This is a genomic window from Bacillus sp. RC51 (assembly GCF_044908115.1).
GTDB classification, from domain to species: domain Bacteria; phylum Bacillota; class Bacilli; order Bacillales; family Bacillaceae_G; genus Bacillus_A; species Bacillus_A mycoides.
Genome location: NZ_JBIYCW010000001.1, coordinates 524,144 through 542,418, shown reverse-complemented (window position 1 = coordinate 542,418; position 18,275 = coordinate 524,144). Strand labels below are relative to the sequence as shown.

The window sequence follows — 18,275 nt, the reverse complement described above, 5'->3', positions numbered from 1 at the left end:
AAAGAGCACCTTTTACAGATGCTCTTTTTCATTGCTTAATACGTAAATGTAATTGTCGCTAATGAATAACCTGTCATTGCACTATATGGCGCAACTTGATAAGATACACGCTTTGCACCTTTTGGCCAAGTTATTTCATTTAATACTTTCTTTATATCTTGCATCGTTCCATCCATTGACTGCTTATATCGTACTTCTACTTTTTCTGGCTTGGAAGCAAATTGTTGCTGTAACTTTTGCTTAAATTCATTATAATTTTCCGCTCCATATTGTGCAGACAAGTATTTTAAATTTGTTTCTTTTAACATTTGTTCATATACAGCAGTTTTTGAACTACCGGATTTTATTTTGTTTGTTAATTCACCAAAGTAACTTGTAGTTGCCGCTGGGTATTTACTACGATCCCATTCGTGGTCTTTGCTTAATTGCTCGTCAGACATATTAAAATAGGAATATGTTACACGCCCAGCTTTATCTGGTACTGGATCATCGAATGTAGTATCAAGGTGGTACCACTTGTTATCAATGTTCACTAAATTCCATGCGTGAGCTTGTCCATTCCCTGTACCTGTTACAATATGATTTTGAATACCTGCTTCTTTTAGTAATTGATATGTTAACAATGTATATCCTTGGCAAACGGCAGAACGATTCGCTAACGCTTCATACGCTGTATATGCTTGATAAGAAGTATCATATGATACTTCTTTCACAACATAATCATGAATAGCTTTCACTTTTTCATGTTCATCCATGCCTTGTTTAATGATAGAATTTACAATTGCTTTCGCCTGAGACTTTACATACTGTGTTTGCTCTTTTGATTCACGATACTTCACTTGTAATGTAAATGTATAATTCCCTGGCATCCCTTTTATAGAATATTTAGTAGACGCTACATTATATTTTACATACTCATCAGCATCTACAATTTTATTAAACTCGCCATACAATTGGTCCATAATATTTCTAGCATTTCTATCTTTTGTTTTATATGTGATTGTAATATTTTCTTCTCTATTATCAATCTGTTTTTTTAATTCTTTTCTGAAATCATTTAACAACTTTGCATCTGATTGTGTTGTCACTGTAGTCGGATTCGTAGCCGCATAAGATACAGCTGACGCCTGTAAGCCTCCCATTACTATAGTTGAACAAAGTGCGGCAGCTGTCACATACTTACTTGTCTTTCCCATCTTGTCACTCCTTACATTCTATAACTATACAAAAAAGTATCGTATAGTTTCAGAGTATACAATACTTTTCAAAATAGGTCATATGAGATTATGCATATTTAACATTTTTAAAAGGGTTGTTCTTTTAGAAAAAGAACAACCCTTTTTTTAGCAAGTTTGCAACACACAGCATGTATTTTCAAAATGGCGATTTTTCAAGTCTTCATTTCCAATACAGAAATAAAGCATCCCTAAATCTCCCCACATCATATTACAATTTTTAGTATCTGAATCAATTTGGAATAAGAGCGTCATATGCTGTGGATCTATCCCCATATATTGTCCAGTCTCGTACAATACCTCATCTTGTACAGAGAATGGTTCTCCAAACATTTGATGATTATCATAGTTGTCTGGGATTAGCTCTTCAAGTAATTGCAAGAAACGATCTGAATCTGCCTCATCTTCAATGAAAAGCTCCGGTAATTTATACGTCAGTTCAAAAGTAATTGCACACTGGTTATATTTCGCTTGTATTTCATCTGCTCTACGTAATTGCTCTACAGGGATATCATAATAAATTACACGTCCAGCTTCGGTTGGATCCACATCTTCTTCAAAGTAATTTTCAATACTAAAGAAATATAGCATCCCTGTCTTAGGAAGATTGTGATCCATACCAACGTTTTGTAAATCACTTAAATTAAATTGTGCGATAAAACGTAACGGATTCTCTTTGTATGTTGGATATTCAAATGTATTTGGCAAATCAGGAACTCCGCCCATTTTCGAACTGCCTATCGCAATTATTTCCTGTTGTTTTGGCACAACTTTTACACAAGGAAATACAGTATTAATAAGTTCCTGTTTCAAATGTGTTAGTTCATATTTATCAATTAATATTTCAATTTTCTGTTCCATAAATTCTCCTTACATTTACATACTTATTTGTATCATAGCACAAAGATTATACTTCATTCATTGTAAATTCAACAAGCCCTCCAAAAAACGGGCTTATCCCTCGTACGCGAACAAGTTTAAAAAAGCATAGTATACATTGTTCCTACAAACACGATAGTTCTTTATTTCTTCCAGTACATTTTCCCCTCGTTCATTTTTATTTTTAATTTAAGGAGGAATTCCACATGGGTTACGGATATAGTTGCGGTGGTTACGGCGGTGGTTACGGTTACGGCGGTAGTTGTGGTGGCGGTTGTGGTTATGGAGGTTTCGCTTTATTAATCGTTTTATTTATCCTTCTAATCATCATTGGAGCTAGCTGTTGGGGCGGCGGATTCGACTGCTAGTAAACTTAAAAACTATTGTAAAAAAGCGCGTACAATACGTGCTTTTTTGCCATTTTCAAATTTTCCATCTGAAAGGAAGTATGTTTAATGAAGATTGATGGTGTTTTCGAGGGAGGCGGTGTACGCGGAATTGCGCATGTGGGGGCAATTTGCGCGTTAGCCGAAAAAGGATATGAATGGGAGCGCGTAGCTGGAACATCAGCTGGTTCAATTATCGCAGCGCTTTTAGCAGCTGGATATTCTTGTTCCGAATTAAAAACAATAATAACCGATATTGATTATAATAAATTTATGAAGAAAACTTTTCTTGATAGAATCCCGTTTATCGGTAAAGGAATAAGTGCATGGTCTACTCTAGGTATTTATTCCAATGTATTTATAGAAGAATGGCTTGAAGAATTACTGCGAAAAAAGGGCGTTCACTTATTTACAGATCTACCTGATTTAAACAAACTCAAAATTATAGCTTCTGATATAAGCAACGGTAAAATGGTTGTCTTCCCCGATGATTTACCGAACTATGGATTTTTAAATTATCGCTTCTCTATTGCTAAAGCTGTAAGAATGAGTAGTACAATCCCTTTCTTCTTTGAGCCAGTAAAATGGAGAACACCAAAATGGAAGCAGCCTTGTTATATGGTTGATGGCGGGATTTTAAGTAATTACCCAATTTGGATTTTCGACTCCCCTACCTCTCCTCGCTGGCCGACTTTTGGATTTCATTTTGTAAAAGATGAAATTCAAGCTGATCCTGCCCATTATAAAGAACCTATTTCCATGTTCAAAGGACTATTTAAAACAATGATGCAAGCTCATGATTTACGGCATTTAGATAAAGAATCAAAAGCAAGAACAATTACAATTCCTACAGGGACAATTACAAGTACAAATTTTGAGTTAACGAAAGAAGAAAAAGAATGGCTGTACAATTCTGGTTATAACTCCGCAAATAAGTTTTTACAATCTTGGAACTTCAGACAATATGTTGATGAATATAGAGACGGAAATCAGGATCGAAAAACAAATCGATTTTTCCGTCAACTTGACTCATAATACTTTTATTTTCATACGAGAAGACTTGACGCTTTAATAGTAAATAAGCCTAGTAATTTCATATATTACTAGGCTTATTTATCTCCTACATACCACACACATTGCTTAAGGATAAGTTAACCCTTCAGCTTCTTCCGCGGTAATTACTATGTAACGGTTTCCGGTTCTTAATCCTAACAGTTCTGCTTTTTCAACTGCATCCTGTTTTGTCTCTGCATAAGCAGCTAAATATTTATCCCCATCGATAATTTGGCAAATCACATATTGTTTCATGTTTTTCTCCTTTTACCCTTTAATTAATTGCGCAACCTTTTTTATTCCAACTTCAATTTCTTCTACAGTTGCATAGGAATAAGAAAGACGTAAAAATTGGTTAGCACTTCTATCATACAAAGTGCCTGGGTTTAACAACACCTTTTCTTGTAAAGCTTTTTCAAATAAACTACGATTCGAAATTGGTAGATTTATATGTAGCCAAATGTAAAAGCTTCCTACTGGCTCATGCCAAGTTGCAATGCCACTACAATACTTTTCTAACATACTTATCATAAAATCTCTACGTTTTTTCAATTCACTTCTTACAAACTGTAAATGTTCATCATACAATCCATTTTCAAACCACTCCGCTGCAATCTGCTGGGATATAGAACTTGAACCATAATCAGTTTGCATTTTTATATCTGCTAATCTTTGAATAACGGATTCTGATCCAACAACCCACCCAATTCTTAAACCAGGACTAATGACTTTGGACATACTTCCAATATGTAGCACGATACCATTTTTATCATATGCCTTTAAAGGCTTTGAAACTGGTGCATCGAACCATAAATCTTGATATACCGCGTCCTCAATAATAGGTAATCCAATTTCATTACATATCTCCATCACTTCTTCCCTCTTCTTAGCGTTCATACTAAAATTGGTCGGATTATGAAAAGATGGGATTGTATATAAAATAGATGCGTTAAATTGTTTCTTATATTTTGTGATATAGGAAGTATTTATACCATTCTCATCCATTGGTATTCCAATCAAGCGCATTCCTGCTGATTGAAATACATTAAGCGAATATAAATATGATGGTTTTTCTAATAAAATTGACGCTCCTTTCGGAAGAAGCCCCATAGAAATAAGCTGCAATGCTTGGATTGCTCCCGAAACAATTAAAATAGAGTCAGGAGATACATATACCCCATGCCCTTTTAAATATTCCGCAATTTTTTCTCTTAAATGGAGATTTCCTTTCGGTTCCTCATACCCAAGTGTAACATTTGATTGTAGAATTTTATTAATAATACCCTTCATCTTTTTCTCAGGCAAGAGACTCGGTGAAAGTTCACCTGTTCCTAATCGAATTACATTGGGAGTAAATTCAGCTTGATTAATCTCTTGTACAGCAGGAAGATTCGGATAATGAAGTCCTGTTTCTACATAAGACTGCCAGTTTGGAGGCGGGGCATATGTAGAAGTACTCTCACTATTATTTATAACAATTGTTCCCTTCCGGCCATTCCCCTCGACATACCCTTTGGCTATTAACTCATCAAAAGCCATTACAATTGTACTTCGGTTCACTTCAAACGTATGCGCCAAATCTCTTTGTGAAGGTAATTTAGTTCCAATTGTCCATTCCCCATTAACAATTCTCTCTTTTATATAAGATTCTATTTGTTTATACAAAGGAATAGATGAAGACATATTAGGTTTCCAAACGAGCCTTTCCATTATCTCACCTCACATATTTTATGGTTGGTAACCTATCCAACCATATGGATGGATACAAATTTTCATTTCTTCTATACAATATAGACTATCATAATTAATCAAATTAAGTAGGAGGTAATCTGATGAGTGAAGCAATTATTCACGGTATCATCCTTGCATTTGGTCTTATCATTCCATTAGGTGTCCAAAATGTTTTCGTCTTTAACCAAGGCGCTAGTCAACCAAATATTTGGAGAGCTGCTCCTGTAGTCTTGACTGCATCTATATGTGATACATTATTAATATTAATTGCTGTACAAGGTGTCTCTCTTGTCCTCTTAACTTTCTCTTGGTTAACAACCACCTTGTATATGATTGGATTTTTCTTTCTTATGTATATGGGCTGGGTTATTTGGAGAAGCGATCCTTCAAATGATGTAAAACAAGAAAAAAGCATGCCTTTAAAAAATCAAATTATTTTCGCCGCATCAGTTTCATTACTAAATCCACACGCAATTTTAGACACAATTGGTGTAATCGGAACAAACTCTATACAGTACATAGGAAGTGAGAAATGGGCTTTCACTTTTGCAACAATTATAGTTTCTTGGATCTGGTTTATTAGTTTAGCTTTTGCTGGAAAATTTCTAAAAGGATTTGACTCGACAGGAAAAACGATTATAGTATTAAATAAAATTTCAGGGCTAATCATATGGGGAGTCGCACTTTATATGTTAAAACAAGTTGTTTTTCCTAACTAATTAAAGAGAATTGCATGTTATGTAATTGGCATGCAATTCTCTTTCGCATTATGAAGTTTGTTCCGGTTTCTGTTTTAACATCATTTTATCTTTTGCTGGTTTAATCCAAATAATTGCTATGACAGCACCAATAGCAGCGAAGATGCTCGTTAAATAAAACACTTCATGGTCTGCCCCTTTCATAAAAAAAGAATACAGGGGTGGTCCAGCTGCTACACCGATAAATCGCATTGAACTATAAAATGACGTAACTGTCCCCCTCTGCTCTTTTTCAATCCCTTGTGTAATAAGAGCATCTAGACATGGTAACACCATACCAATTCCTCCCCCCATAATAACGAGACAAAGAAGTAGCAAATAGATTCCTTTTAGAAATAAAGGTAAGAAGACAGATGCAGCAGCCAGTAAAAATCCAATATAGATACACTTTTTCATAATATCTTGTTTATCTCCAATTTTTTTACCAGCCATATATGAGCTAAGTGATAGTACAAGTAAAGGAATAGCGAGTACACACCCTTTCCATATACCATGAATATCGTACTTCGACTCCAGTATAGTTGACAGATAAAAAAGTATTCCGAATAAAATAAGCATAATAATTGCACCTAGTATAAAAATGGCGATTAACCATCTTCCCTTTTCTCGAAACGTAGAGATAATAGATTGAATAAATTCTTTAAGTGGTAGGACTTCTTCTTCTTGTTTCTTCGCCTTTACTAGTACCAGTAGTAAAACAATCGATATTACACATAAAACTGGAATCGCCCAAAATGGTAAGAACCATACAATAGCTGCAAGAGCTGATCCTAATATGGGACTCAATACTTTTCCAAATGTATTTGACGTCTCAATGATTCCTAAACCTGCACTAACCTGTTTTTCATCTTTGTATAAATCACCGACACATGGTATGACAACTGGCATAGCACCAGCAGCACCTATCCCTTGAATTGCTCTTCCGATAAGAATCCAAACATAAGGGTTATCAACTTTCCATGATACCCATCCCGTTATCGCTCCTCCAATAGCTGCAATTAATAAACTTGGAACCATTACCATCTTTCGTCCCCATCTATCTGATAAATAACCAGCAATCGGTATAAGTATAATTGCAATGATAGAATAAATTGTAATTATCATGGATACTTGGAAAGATGAAATATGTAATTTCTTTTCAATGGTTGGCAGGATTGGAATAAGCATTGAATTACCTAGCGTCATAACAAGTGGAACTGATGCAAGTGCAATTAAACAACAGTTTTCTTTTTTTAACATGTTGATTTCGGAACCTTTCATCATATATTTCTTACCATATAATAGCCCTGCTGGAAATTATGTTTACATTCCACCAGGGCTATTTCATCTTTACTACTTTCCATTTACAACAAAAGAAATTGGGTAAAATATAGCATTACTCCTATTCTTTGAATCCTGTTCACAATATATCCATACCAATTAATTGAAAATAAAAAAGAAAGGAAGAATCCTTCCTTTCTCCTATAACCTTCTACATTTAGCGAGTATATCCGCCACCAAGCTGTTGTTCTGCCATCGCTACAAGGCGTTTTGTAATTTCACCGCCTACAGAACCGTTTGCACGTGAAGAAGTATCAGCTCCAAGCTGTACACCAAACTCTTGTGCAATTTCATATTTCATTTGATCTAGAGCTGCTTGTGCTCCATGTGATGCTAATTGATTAGCGTTACGATTTCTAGCCATTACCGATCACCTCCTTATATATATTAAACTGTATCAAATCCGAAATTAAATACATGGTAATTTTTGGTTATTGATAAAATAAAAAAAGTCTCCTAAACGAGACTCTTTCATCATTTCACCTTATGAACTTACTACTTCTAATTTTCTATTCGTTAATGCTTTCATTTCTTCTTTCAATATATCTTTCGCATTATGCCCAAACCATTCAAGCGAAGCAAAATGATCAGTATCTCTCACTTCCCGGATGATTTCATCATAGTTTACAATACCTTCAAATAATGGAACCATTCCTATACGACTTCCAGCAGCGGCATATACATTATTTGGTTCAAACACGTGTAAATACTCCGCTGATGATATATTCTTAAAATGGTAATGTTGTATCCACGGCTTTAATCGATGAAAACTATCTACAGGGTCTGCACCAGACTCCCATATATGAAGAAAATCAAGGTTTATTTTTAAATATGGATGATTTACTTCTTCTAACAATTTCAAAGTAGACGGCAAAGTATCCGTTAACGTATTTGGATGTGTTTCTAATAGTATATACATATTATGCGGAGCAAATAGATCACAAATCATGCGAATTCGCTTCACATACTCTTTTCTCTCTTGTTCCGAGAAATCCTCACTACCTTTTTGCCCGGCAAACGTACGAATTTTATTTGTATTAAACCAATTAGCTAGTGTTACCAGCTGTTCACATTTTTCCATCGTTTTTTGAAAATCCGCTAATAATGATATGTCCAAGTAATCACTTATCATCGTAACTTCTAAATTTTTATCCTTTAAATAATCTATTTCTCGTTCTGTCGTTTCACGCTCTTGTATATATAAATTTTGTGCATGGGTCCCCCACAACTCAATTCCTTCAAAACCGTTTTCATATGCAAATTGAACAATATCAGTAAATGAAATTAGTTGATGGCGAAATGAAATTGTACATAGCGAATATTTCATTGGTTTGAACTCCCTTATCTTAAATTCAATGAACTTGTATTAGTTAAGAAAGACTGATTTGTTGTAATTTCTTTCCATAACAGAAACTGTTTCTCTAGTTCATCCTTGATTTGCAGTTCAATTGTATTCATTTCATCAAGTTTTTCAACAATTGGTAATAACATATCTTTATTATTTGTCATTGCCATTTTAATAGCACGGTACTGTACATTTGTAAATCCTTGTACAATGTCTTCCACTCGATCACACCAATAATCAAATTCTTGCTCCGAATATTGTAAAGTTTCACGGAAGTATGCAAAGGCATGTTCATAGCTATATTTACGTATTGCCAATACGGGTATTTGCTTTACTGCCGTTACGAGCCCGGAAAGTGAATACCCACCCTCTTCATTTACCATTTTTATTATTAATTTTTTTAATTCCATTGTTAGTTCATTATCATCTTTTTTGAATGTTTCCATGAAATAACTTTCTACCATCTCTTGTGTTGGCTCCTGAATTCCTTCTATATCAATGAAATAGCCTCCACCAAATGGGTTGTCTTTAACAGAATGGAGCACTTTTTCTCTTTCCATATTCCCTTCCCAGCGAAAATCAGGATCAAGCATGAACCATTCGTCTTCTTTCTCTGTCTTCGATATCATTAAGTAATGCGGAAACGGTTTTTGATGAAACTTATTTTCTCTCTCAGGCAATAAAGACATATCAACCATTACAATTACGTAACGATTTTCCGGCTTATTTTCTACTAATTCTAAAAATGTTTCTACATTGCTACTTTTATCTTTTGAATGATCGTACCATTCGTTCACTTTTATCCCATACAATTTTTCATACCAAAGCAAGTAGTTATCATGGTTAATGTTTTCGGAATGATAAGAAATAATCCCGCCTTCTGTTATATCAAAGTCTCCATCCCATAATCCGAAATAAAATGGACGGTAATCTATATCGCTACACCTTTTTATAATTTCACAAAAACAACTCACTAAACAGTGAACTTTAATTGAAGTCATACTCTCATCCACTTTCCTAAAGGTTAGTTATTCACATTTACTTCGTGTAACGGCTGCAAATCTTCCATAAAGTCGAGCAAAGATCCTACAGTAAGAAACGCCTTTGGGTCTATCTCATCCTCTGGAACGCATAGCTTTAAATCCATTTCTATGTATACTATGAGCTGTAACATCATTACCGAATCTATATATAAATCTTGATTTAAACGCATCGTTTCTTCTAAATGTGTCACGTTTTTTAGTTCCATTTTTTCTCTCATAATACTTAAAACTGCTTCTTTTAACATTTCACGACTCATGTTGTTATCTCTCCCATCTCTAATAACTTCCGACTTACTTTCCCTGTTTTATTTTTCGGAATCTCTGCTACATTTTCAATTTCATGTGGCACTTTATAAGACGGTAAATGCTGTATGCACCATTCTCTTATTTGTACTGGTTCAATACGAGAGACTACTTTCGCTTTTACTATTTCTCCCATCACAGGATGCTTGCCCCGGTATACAATTGCCTCCTGAATACCTTCTAATCGAAGCATCGTTTCTTCCACTTCTATAGGAAATACCTTTAGACCGGACACATTAATAACATCATCTATTCGCCCCATGAAATGAAGGCCTTGCTCAGATCTATAACCTAAATCTTTTGTATAAATCTCCTTTTCAGCAATTTTCACTACGATTTCTTCAGGTTCATCTTCATTTGAACCTATGTTAATACTTACATGAGGAAGTGGTTTTCCTAAATCCAAATGTGTTTCCATAGCATGACATATACTAATGCAACCAGCTTCAGAACAGCCGTACTGCTGCATCATGTATTTCGTCATGCCCTTTAACTTATAAAATAGCGTTTCTGGCAAAGGTGATCCTGATGTCATAATTTTATGAAACTGAAAAGTCCCTTGTGGAAAACTCCCCATAATATGTAACATAAGTGGTACTGCGTATATGATATGTTTTTCGGTATTACGAACTATATTTAATGCGAATTTAGGGTTTTTATTTGTAATGATTATAGGCTTACTACCTCTCGTAATTGCTGATAACGTGCCACAAATTAATCCGTATGAATGTGAAACTGGAGCCATTACAATTGGCACTTCGTCTTCTTCACATTTTAAAGCTTCATTGTAAGCGGCAATTTCTGTTTCAATTTCCGTCCATGCTCTACGAATCAGTTTTGGCTCTCCTGTTGTACCTGAACTATACTGCAATAAAGACGGTTCTTCTTGTAATAGATTTGGAACTTCTAATTTTGTAAAGTCGTTACTTTCTCCGTATAAAAGTGCAGTACACTTTGCGCGCTTTGCCATTTCAATAGCTGTATCCTTTGGCGTATCTTCATGAATAAGTAGTACAGATGCTCTTTTTTCTTTTAGGAAAAACACAAGCGTAATAATATCGAATGGATCTTTCAGACAAAGTGCAAATCTATTTCCTTCTGCTTCTTGAAATTGTTCCACTCCCTCGTAACCTTGTAATCTCAATTCAAAATCATATTTGCTAAATTCTTGTTTATTAACGATTAGCATGATTTCCCCCTGTAACAACTGATTTTTGTATTGTAAGTTGCTTTGCTCTATACAATGGATTTGGAACTTCATGAACAAGCGATTCCACATCCATATATAAACGACGCTTCGTTAATTGCTCTGCATGAAATGTAGGTGCATATAATTGTAATGCTTCAAAACGTTCTTTCAAATGCGAAAATCTTTCAAAATGATCTTCTATTTCTTCAACAAGAATGATCCAAAATTGTTCCTCTTTCAACTGATACTCATCTGCCAGCACGAAAGCCAGTTCACCTAGATTGAATAGGAAAAGCGCATCTAAAACCATTTCTTGTAAACATTCAATACGGTCCATTTCAAAGAAATCATTCATTTGACCATGCGCATATGTTTTATGCATTTTAGTAAAGTCAGGACATTTTTCGAGTTCTTTCAAAAATGGACGATAAAACTCCAGTCCTTCATGAAAATCTTTTAGTGCAATACGGACTGGTATTCCCTCTTCATGAACTAAAATCATGTTTTGTCCATGTGATTCTAATGCGACTCCATGCTCTACAACGAGGTGTACAACTGGGATAATTGCTTTTTGAATAAGCAATTGTAACCAGCTTTCTACTCCATATCTCTTTAACCACAAATCAATAGTTGGTGTCCCATTTTTTCCCTTGGCATATAAACCGTTAAATGGGATTGCCTCTTCTTTCTTATCTAAATATTTGTGAACGCTTTCGCGCCAAATACATCCTAATGAGCCATACGTAGCTTTTTTATTCGCATCGTACGTAACACTCGAAAATTCATTTAACAAAATTAAACGCGATTCATCCCTTAAATAAGGGTCATGATTTACTATATCTTTTAACCAATTCGATATAGCAGGTGCACTCACAACCGAATGTGGTTTTAATGTACGGATAGTTGAAGTATTGAGTAAATTCATTGATAACTTTACATATGGTTTCTCTCGATTCGTAACATTTCTTAATGTCCGCATCGACTGCTGCGCGCAATAATCATCTTCTGATTTCCCTAAATAAATAATATATTTATCCTGTATATGGTCAGTATAATTCGGAATAATAAAGTTCTCCCACTGCCAAGGATGAACAGGTATAAACATGTACTTCTTCGAATCACAGTCCATTGTTCGAATACGATCCATATACTCTTCGATTTTCTTTTCACCAAGTTCTTCTTTAAAGGTACAGTTATAACTCTCTTCACTTTCATATCCTACAGTCGTATATTTCTCATGAACTGCAATCCATATAATTTTCATTGGTTGCATAAATTCAAATCCATATTGAAAATTATCACGATATTGAAACCCGATGCGTGCTTTATAACTAGGATGATACGGGTGTCCATCTATTAAATGACTTTCAAGCTCATCATAAGATTTCGCAAGATAGTCTTCTTCACAACCTCTCTCATATTGTGCAATCGTATCTTTAAAGATTGTTTGTTCTAATTCTTGAATAAAAGAATCCAATTTCGTTCGATCCACTTGAACAATCCGAAAAATCTCCTGTAAAAATTGTGAAACTGATTGTATTTCTTCTTCCTCATCTTGAACTCTCATTATTAATGAGTCATGTAAACAAATACGCCCAAATGTCATACGTTCTTGCCCATAGCATTGGTACATTACATTTTGATCCTTTTCATCAAGACCTTGTATAATAAAAAGGATTTGCTCTCCCTTTTGTATACGAATCGGCGTAATGATTTCTTCATAAATTAACGATTCTACTAATTGCCGGAATACTCTTCTTCTTACTGAAATGTACTCTTTTGATTGGAGTGCCTTCAATATTTTTATGTGATAAACTTCTTCTTTCATAAATCCCTCCGCTATAATACGGAATATCAAATTCCATTATTTGTATTACGTGAAATTTTAGCACTACTTATGAACGAACAGCCACTTCTCTAACGAGTGGATTATCTACTTGTACATAAATTGCTTGCTCTAAAGGATTTGTCAGTTCATCAACATCGAAAAATCTCGTTAGCAAATTTGCTTTACATGCCAATTTATTTTCTTCCAACAATTCACTTAAAAATGTAGAAGGTTCGCGGTTATATGGACGGAACGCTTCAAGTACAGACCTTAATTCCGAAAGAAGAATTTCCTCCTTTATTAATCCCGCTGTACCAAAACCGTTAATTAGTCCAAACATATGATTAAAAATTAAATAGTAACGAAATCTTTCATCTACAATGTAATCGTCATATAAATTCCCAGTACGTTCGCCAATACCCGCTAGTTCATTATCTAGCACTGACTTCATTGAATTGCAGAAATAAAAACCTTGATTATCACGGAAGTAAAACTTAACTGGATAACCATCTTTCAATTGAACAACACTATTTTGTTGATGCGCTTCTAATGCAACGCCATAACGTAAATACATCCATACCATCGGCTTTAAAGAGATATTCATATATCGTCTAAACCACTCTAAACTTACTTCTTCACAGCTTCTACCTTCTAAATCCGCTAAGTGATGAATAATATTCGATAAACGAGTACGTTCTCCCGGTATAGCATCTTGAACTAGTCCTGCAATTAAAGTAACGTCATTTGCATGTTCACTATAAAAAGGATTCTCTCGAATAATCACTTCAAATCCAGACTCTTTTGCTCCATAATTTAAGGTAATAAAGGCTGGATCACAAATAAAATCAAAACCTGGATACTTTTCTAGTACTTCACCAATCGACGTATTTAACATTTCCTTCCCTTCAAGGCCACTCTCAAGTTCCTTCAACTTATTAATGCGCATTGAATTTGTTACTTTCACCGGAAATGAAAACTTAAGCATATATTTCGAATGAGGATGATATAGCGTCCTAAGTGATGATGTTGCCATATAATACTTACCTACGGGACCCATATACTCAAGTACTCCTTGATTTATCCACTCTTGTACATAAGGTTGATGTAATAGCCATTCTGCTTGTAGCGGATGGATTGGAATTAATGAATATTCATCTTCTTGACAGTACTCTTCAATAAATTCTTGACCTACCTTTTCATCGCTCTTTAATTCCTTTTTTATCATCGCCGTTGTAGAATCTTGTAACAATGACTTTTCACTTACTATACTTTTATGTGCCCGAAAATAGTGAAGTTGGCACTCCCCTTTTAATTCAGGAGAATACATGGAACTTTTCCAATCCAATATACCTTGTCTACTCTTTGGTGTAGGATGAGTTAAATGTCCAAATAATAAAGATTGCTCCGCCTCAATAAAAGTTGTATGGAAACCATATAATGCAGATGTATCTTCTGCTCTCTTTTTTGTAAATTCCTCAATATTTTGACAACTACGAATAACTCGAAGCATAAGTTCAGCAGGGTTAGTTCCTTCTCCATAGTTGATAGACATCTCTTTTATTAAAAATGTAATAACTGTAACGTAATCTGCTTTTATAACAGTTTTAGTTTCTCCGACTTGATAATAAAACTGTTCTCCAAACAAATGGCGATCTGTTGATGATTTATATATAACTTCTCCATACAAAGTAACCTTCTGTGCCGATAGCCGACAACATAAATATGTGGGGACTATATTTCTATTCAACGTATTACTGAAGATACTTTCTATTCTTTCATCCTCTGTAATCCATTCTCCACTCCCTGTTTCTCTTAAATAACAGTTTAAAAAGCTTTGTATTGTTGCATGTTCCGCGATTTGTTTCGCATGCTGCATACTGCTCCTCCTCTTTTAGACGAACACTATCATTTTTTTGTAAAACTTCTGACAGTTGAATTTTATTATCAACTATGATTCTAATTGATAATGATAATCATTTCAAGAAATATTTCAGAATTTTTTTATCTAGCTAAACTTTTCACCTTTTCAAAACATTTAATCCGGCAACAAAAAAATACACCAATATAATAATTGATGTATTTTTTCATTCTCGCAGATTAAGTTTACATAATAATATTATCGTATTCTAATTTGATAGTGATTTGTATAAACAATCCATATCTCGCCAAGCATATGCTATTTCTTCTACATTTAGTCTTTCTAAAAGTTTCGTGTCAATTTTTTCCGGATTATATTTTTCATAAAACTTTTTAGAAGGATTATTAGCAACAACCCAAACTAACAGAGATTGCATATTATCTTTTTTACATTCCGATAGCAATGCTTGAAATAATCTTTGTCCTATCTTCATTCCTTGATATTTTTGTAAAATGTATATTGCATATAATTCCCCATCACAATTATATGTACCTGTTCTTTCAACTCCCCCATCGATAAATCCGATAATTTCCCCAGTTAACGTCTCTGCTACAAATCTATATTGTAGATTGTCTTCTTTTTGAAAAATGTTTTCCCATTGCTTTTTTCTTTGTTCAAATGTTAAATTTTCTAAAATTTCGTTAGCGAATATCCCAGTATACGTTGTTTTCCAACTATCCACATGCACTTTTGCTATTGCCGCAATATCAGATTTCATTGCCTTTCTAATATGTATCTCCACCATACTCATCCCCCTTAGAAAATAATTATAGCAAAATGTTTTGTATGCATTAAAAAAAGAGTGAATTTTCATCACTCTTTTTATCTACTTTCAACTTCTACTGAAACAACATGATCGATTTCTTTTAAAGAACTATATAATTCAGTTGTATATAAATCTTCTGGAGCTAAAATGACCATTTCCAATTGCTGAGATGCCCCATTATCAATATCTTTAATTTTCACTCGTTTCACTTGCATATTTAAATTTTTAATTTGCTTAAAAATCCCGTCTAACTCTCGATGTTTGTTTACGGTAATTTTTATAGATAAGTCCTTTTGTCTTAATGAATAAGGGCCTGCAATTTTCACAATTTGCGGAAGTACGTTAATCGCTAATATAATTAAAATCATAGCAACCGTCGCTTGTATATAAAACCCTGCACCAATCGCAATACCTAGTGCTGAAGCGGCCCATACCATAGAAGCTGTCGTTAATCCTGAAATAACGTCATTATTTCTTCGTAAAATTACCCCTGCTCCAAGAAAACCGATCCCACTAACAATTTGAGCAGCGAGACGCATTGGGTCCATGTTTGTATGACCCGGTACAGAATAAACATTCACTGATTCAATTGAAACCATTGTAATTAAACAACTCGCTACGGAAATAACCATACTTGTTTTCACACCAAGCGGTTTATTCTTTAGCTGCCTATCTATTCCGATGAATAATCCTAAAAAGAGTGCTAAACCTAATTTGAATAAAAATTCATATGACATAAATTCTTCTCCTTACTTTACAATGTTTCCCTTCGAATATTTCACTATAACTCTTTTATGATATCAATTCCAGTCTTTTCTATTCATTTAAAGTAAAAAACCGAAAAAACATTTTTGACAATGTTTCCCCGGCTTTTTATTATAATTAAGATCTTTCTTTATTTTTGTTCTTTAATTTTAATTTGTGCATCTTTATAAAATGCTAACTTATTATCATTATACTCTTTTGTATGTTTATTAAATTGTTCTTTCGCCTTTTGCGCTTCCACATTTAACTCATTAACAGTTTTAACTTTTTCACCAATTTCTTTTAACTTCGTTTCTTTTACTTTTAATTTTTCATACAGTTCTTTTTCAGTCGCTAACGCCTTCGTGTAATTCTCATTCATCTTTTGGAAGGCATCATAACGATTTTTATACGATTCTTCTACTGTTTTTGCTTGTTTTTGTAATTTCTTATCTTCGAGTTTTTCAATATTTTTTTGAACGGGTGTCGTTTCTTTCTGCGCTTTTTCTAACTGTTCCTTCTCGTTTTTCAATACTTTTTCACGCTCGTCTACATTTGCAGTAGCTTGCTCTATTTTCTTTGAAACTGCTTCATTATGCTCTTTACCTTCTTGTAAAATTTGAGAATAAAGTTCTTGTCCTTGCTTTTCTAACTTCTCTAATTTTTTTGTGTCATCTGCTAAAGATTTTTCTTGTGTAGATGCTGCTTCAAAAGCCGTAAATAAATTTTCTTCTGGCTTTTCACCGAAACAACCTGATAATAATCCTACTGATAATGCTCCAACTACTGCTACTTTTCCATATTTCAACTTCAATTCCTCCATTACATACGGTTATCATGCCAGAGGTTCACGGGGAAGTGATTCTCTTCATGATATGCTTCAAACTCATAACCTTTTTCTTTTAGACCCTTTAAAATTGCTGGCACAGCAGCAACTGATTGCGGGTGAATGTCATGCATTAAAATGACTTCTTGCGGTTTTGTTGCACCAGCTAATACATTTTGAGCGATTTGCGCTGCCGCTGCATCCACTGGTACTTTATTGTATTTCCAGTCTAAAGAGTCAATTGTCCAGTCCCACACTTTAAGACCACCCTCTACTACTTTGTTTCGAAGGTCTTCATTTAAACCAGGCTTCGACCCGTATGGTGGACGTGTTAATTGAGGTGATTTTCCAATAATATTTGCGATTAAGCTTTGATCTTCTTTCATTTCATTAACATATTCGCCATTTTTATATAACTTCGCAAAATTGTGTGTCATACTATGCATTCCAACATAATGTCCTTCTGCATTTTCACGTTTTACTAAATCAGGAAACTGTTTTACATTCGCACCAATTAAAAAGAATGTCGCCTTCGCATCATGCTGTTTTAACATATTTAATAATTCAGCCGTATATTTTCCTGGCCCATCATCAAATGTAAGATAAGCAACTTTTCTTTCCATTCCGTTAAAACGACTTGGCGCCGTTTTATTCATTTCAACTTTCGATTGTTCACTTGCAAGCTGCACTATATTTTCTTGCTTCGCAACAGCTTTTGCTGGTGAAGTAATAGATTGAAACATGAAATACCCAATAGCTACTATTGCAATCGCTACTGAAACAACTGCAACTCGTTTAATTTTAAAAGCCTTTTCCATTCTATCGAATTCCTCTCCCTATTAATCTTATATATAAATCACCCAATATAATTATACATCTATTTATTTTATTACACTATATAAACAATCTAAAATATGAATTATAATGGGAGTTTTATCAAAATTGTTGTTC

General features: G+C 34.2%; 19 protein-coding genes. 3 read left to right on the top strand and 16 right to left on the bottom strand.

Annotated elements, in window-relative coordinates:
• Nucleotides 1-35: 35 nt before the first annotated feature.
• Both ABH959_RS02785 and ABH959_RS02780 read right to left on the bottom strand, forming a co-directional pair.
• The gene (locus tag ABH959_RS02785) at nt 36-1,196 is read right to left on the bottom strand and encodes a transglutaminase domain-containing protein (RefSeq protein WP_404492248.1); all 1,161 of its coding nucleotides are present in this window, start codon (nt 1,194-1,196) and stop codon (nt 36-38) included.
• A 147-nt stretch (nt 1,197-1,343) separates the two neighbouring features.
• Nucleotides 1,344-2,096 (bottom strand): YwqG family protein, encoded by a 753-nt coding sequence (locus ABH959_RS02780; RefSeq protein ID WP_113938259.1) that lies wholly within the window; start codon nt 2,094-2,096, stop codon nt 1,344-1,346.
• A 224-nt stretch (nt 2,097-2,320) separates the two neighbouring features.
• Here ABH959_RS02780 and ABH959_RS02775 point away from each other — a divergent pair, with 224 nt between their 5' ends.
• Entirely contained in the window at nt 2,321-2,482 is a 162-nt protein-coding gene (locus ABH959_RS02775) for a YjcZ family sporulation protein (protein WP_113938258.1), read from the top strand.
• Between the two features lie 87 nt (nt 2,483-2,569).
• Nucleotides 2,570-3,535, top strand: a complete 966-nt coding sequence (locus ABH959_RS02770) for a patatin-like phospholipase family protein (RefSeq protein ID WP_113938257.1) — start codon at nt 2,570-2,572, stop codon at nt 3,533-3,535.
• A 105-nt stretch (nt 3,536-3,640) separates the two neighbouring features.
• Here ABH959_RS02770 and ABH959_RS02765 read toward each other — a convergent pair whose 3' ends face one another.
• Together ABH959_RS02765 and ABH959_RS02760 are read right to left on the bottom strand one after the other, a co-directional pair.
• The gene (locus tag ABH959_RS02765) at nt 3,641-3,808 is read right to left on the bottom strand and encodes a DUF3933 family protein (protein WP_002012388.1); all 168 of its coding nucleotides are present in this window, start codon (nt 3,806-3,808) and stop codon (nt 3,641-3,643) included.
• 12 nt (nt 3,809-3,820) lie between these two features.
• Nucleotides 3,821-5,263: an aminotransferase-like domain-containing protein gene (locus ABH959_RS02760; protein ID WP_113938256.1), complete on the bottom strand. Its 1,443-nt coding sequence runs from the start codon at nt 5,261-5,263 to the stop codon at nt 3,821-3,823.
• A 122-nt stretch (nt 5,264-5,385) separates the two neighbouring features.
• Here ABH959_RS02760 and ABH959_RS02755 point away from each other — a divergent pair, with 122 nt between their 5' ends.
• Nucleotides 5,386-6,003 carry a LysE/ArgO family amino acid transporter gene (locus ABH959_RS02755; RefSeq protein ID WP_002031419.1) on the top strand — a complete coding sequence of 206 codons (618 nt, stop codon included), beginning with the start codon at nt 5,386-5,388 and terminating at the stop codon, nt 6,001-6,003.
• A 48-nt stretch (nt 6,004-6,051) separates the two neighbouring features.
• On the opposite strand, the gene ABH959_RS02750 is transcribed toward ABH959_RS02755, so the two are convergent.
• From ABH959_RS02750 to ABH959_RS02695, 12 genes are all read right to left on the bottom strand, one after another.
• The gene (locus ABH959_RS02750) at nt 6,052-7,302 is read right to left on the bottom strand and encodes an MFS transporter (RefSeq protein ID WP_404492328.1); all 1,251 of its coding nucleotides are present in this window, start codon (nt 7,300-7,302) and stop codon (nt 6,052-6,054) included.
• 217 nt (nt 7,303-7,519) lie between these two features.
• Nucleotides 7,520-7,726: an alpha/beta-type small acid-soluble spore protein gene (locus tag ABH959_RS02745; RefSeq protein ID WP_000113539.1), complete on the bottom strand. Its 207-nt coding sequence runs from the start codon at nt 7,724-7,726 to the stop codon at nt 7,520-7,522.
• Between the two features lie 120 nt (nt 7,727-7,846).
• A complete protein-coding gene (locus ABH959_RS02740) occupies nt 7,847-8,689 on the bottom strand; it encodes a sugar phosphate isomerase/epimerase family protein (protein WP_113938254.1) in 843 nt (280 codons plus the stop codon).
• A gap of 14 nt (nt 8,690-8,703) precedes the next feature.
• Nucleotides 8,704-9,708, bottom strand: a complete 1,005-nt coding sequence (locus ABH959_RS02735) for a DUF6005 family protein (RefSeq protein WP_404492247.1) — start codon at nt 9,706-9,708, stop codon at nt 8,704-8,706.
• Between the two features lie 23 nt (nt 9,709-9,731).
• Nucleotides 9,732-10,007, bottom strand: a complete 276-nt coding sequence (asbD, locus tag ABH959_RS02730) for a petrobactin biosynthesis protein AsbD (RefSeq protein WP_113938252.1) — start codon at nt 10,005-10,007, stop codon at nt 9,732-9,734.
• Nucleotides 10,004-11,242 (bottom strand): AMP-binding protein, encoded by a 1,239-nt coding sequence (locus ABH959_RS02725; protein ID WP_113938251.1) that lies wholly within the window; start codon nt 11,240-11,242, stop codon nt 10,004-10,006. Before ABH959_RS02725 ends, asbD begins: the two co-directional genes overlap by 4 nt.
• Complete coding sequence (locus ABH959_RS02720) at nt 11,229-13,070, bottom strand: IucA/IucC family protein (RefSeq protein ID WP_113938250.1); 1,842 nt, start codon at nt 13,068-13,070, stop codon at nt 11,229-11,231. The genes ABH959_RS02725 and ABH959_RS02720 overlap by 14 nt, the downstream gene beginning before the upstream one ends.
• A gap of 67 nt (nt 13,071-13,137) precedes the next feature.
• On the bottom strand, nt 13,138-14,946 hold the full coding sequence (locus ABH959_RS02715; RefSeq protein ID WP_113938249.1) for an IucA/IucC family protein: 1,809 nt from the start codon (nt 14,944-14,946) through the stop codon (nt 13,138-13,140).
• Between the two features lie 250 nt (nt 14,947-15,196).
• The gene (locus tag ABH959_RS02710) at nt 15,197-15,733 is read right to left on the bottom strand and encodes a GNAT family N-acetyltransferase (RefSeq protein WP_113938248.1); all 537 of its coding nucleotides are present in this window, start codon (nt 15,731-15,733) and stop codon (nt 15,197-15,199) included.
• Between the two features lie 77 nt (nt 15,734-15,810).
• Complete coding sequence (locus tag ABH959_RS02705; protein ID WP_002012374.1) at nt 15,811-16,491, bottom strand: MgtC/SapB family protein; 681 nt, start codon at nt 16,489-16,491, stop codon at nt 15,811-15,813.
• Between the two features lie 158 nt (nt 16,492-16,649).
• Entirely contained in the window at nt 16,650-17,306 is a 657-nt protein-coding gene (locus ABH959_RS02700; RefSeq protein ID WP_002135778.1) for a YkyA family protein, read from the bottom strand.
• Nucleotides 17,307-17,320: 14 nt separating this feature from the next.
• Nucleotides 17,321-18,142 carry a peptidoglycan-N-acetylglucosamine deacetylase gene (locus ABH959_RS02695; protein ID WP_113938246.1) on the bottom strand — a complete coding sequence of 274 codons (822 nt, stop codon included), beginning with the start codon at nt 18,140-18,142 and terminating at the stop codon, nt 17,321-17,323.
• Nucleotides 18,143-18,275 lie beyond the last annotated feature (133 nt).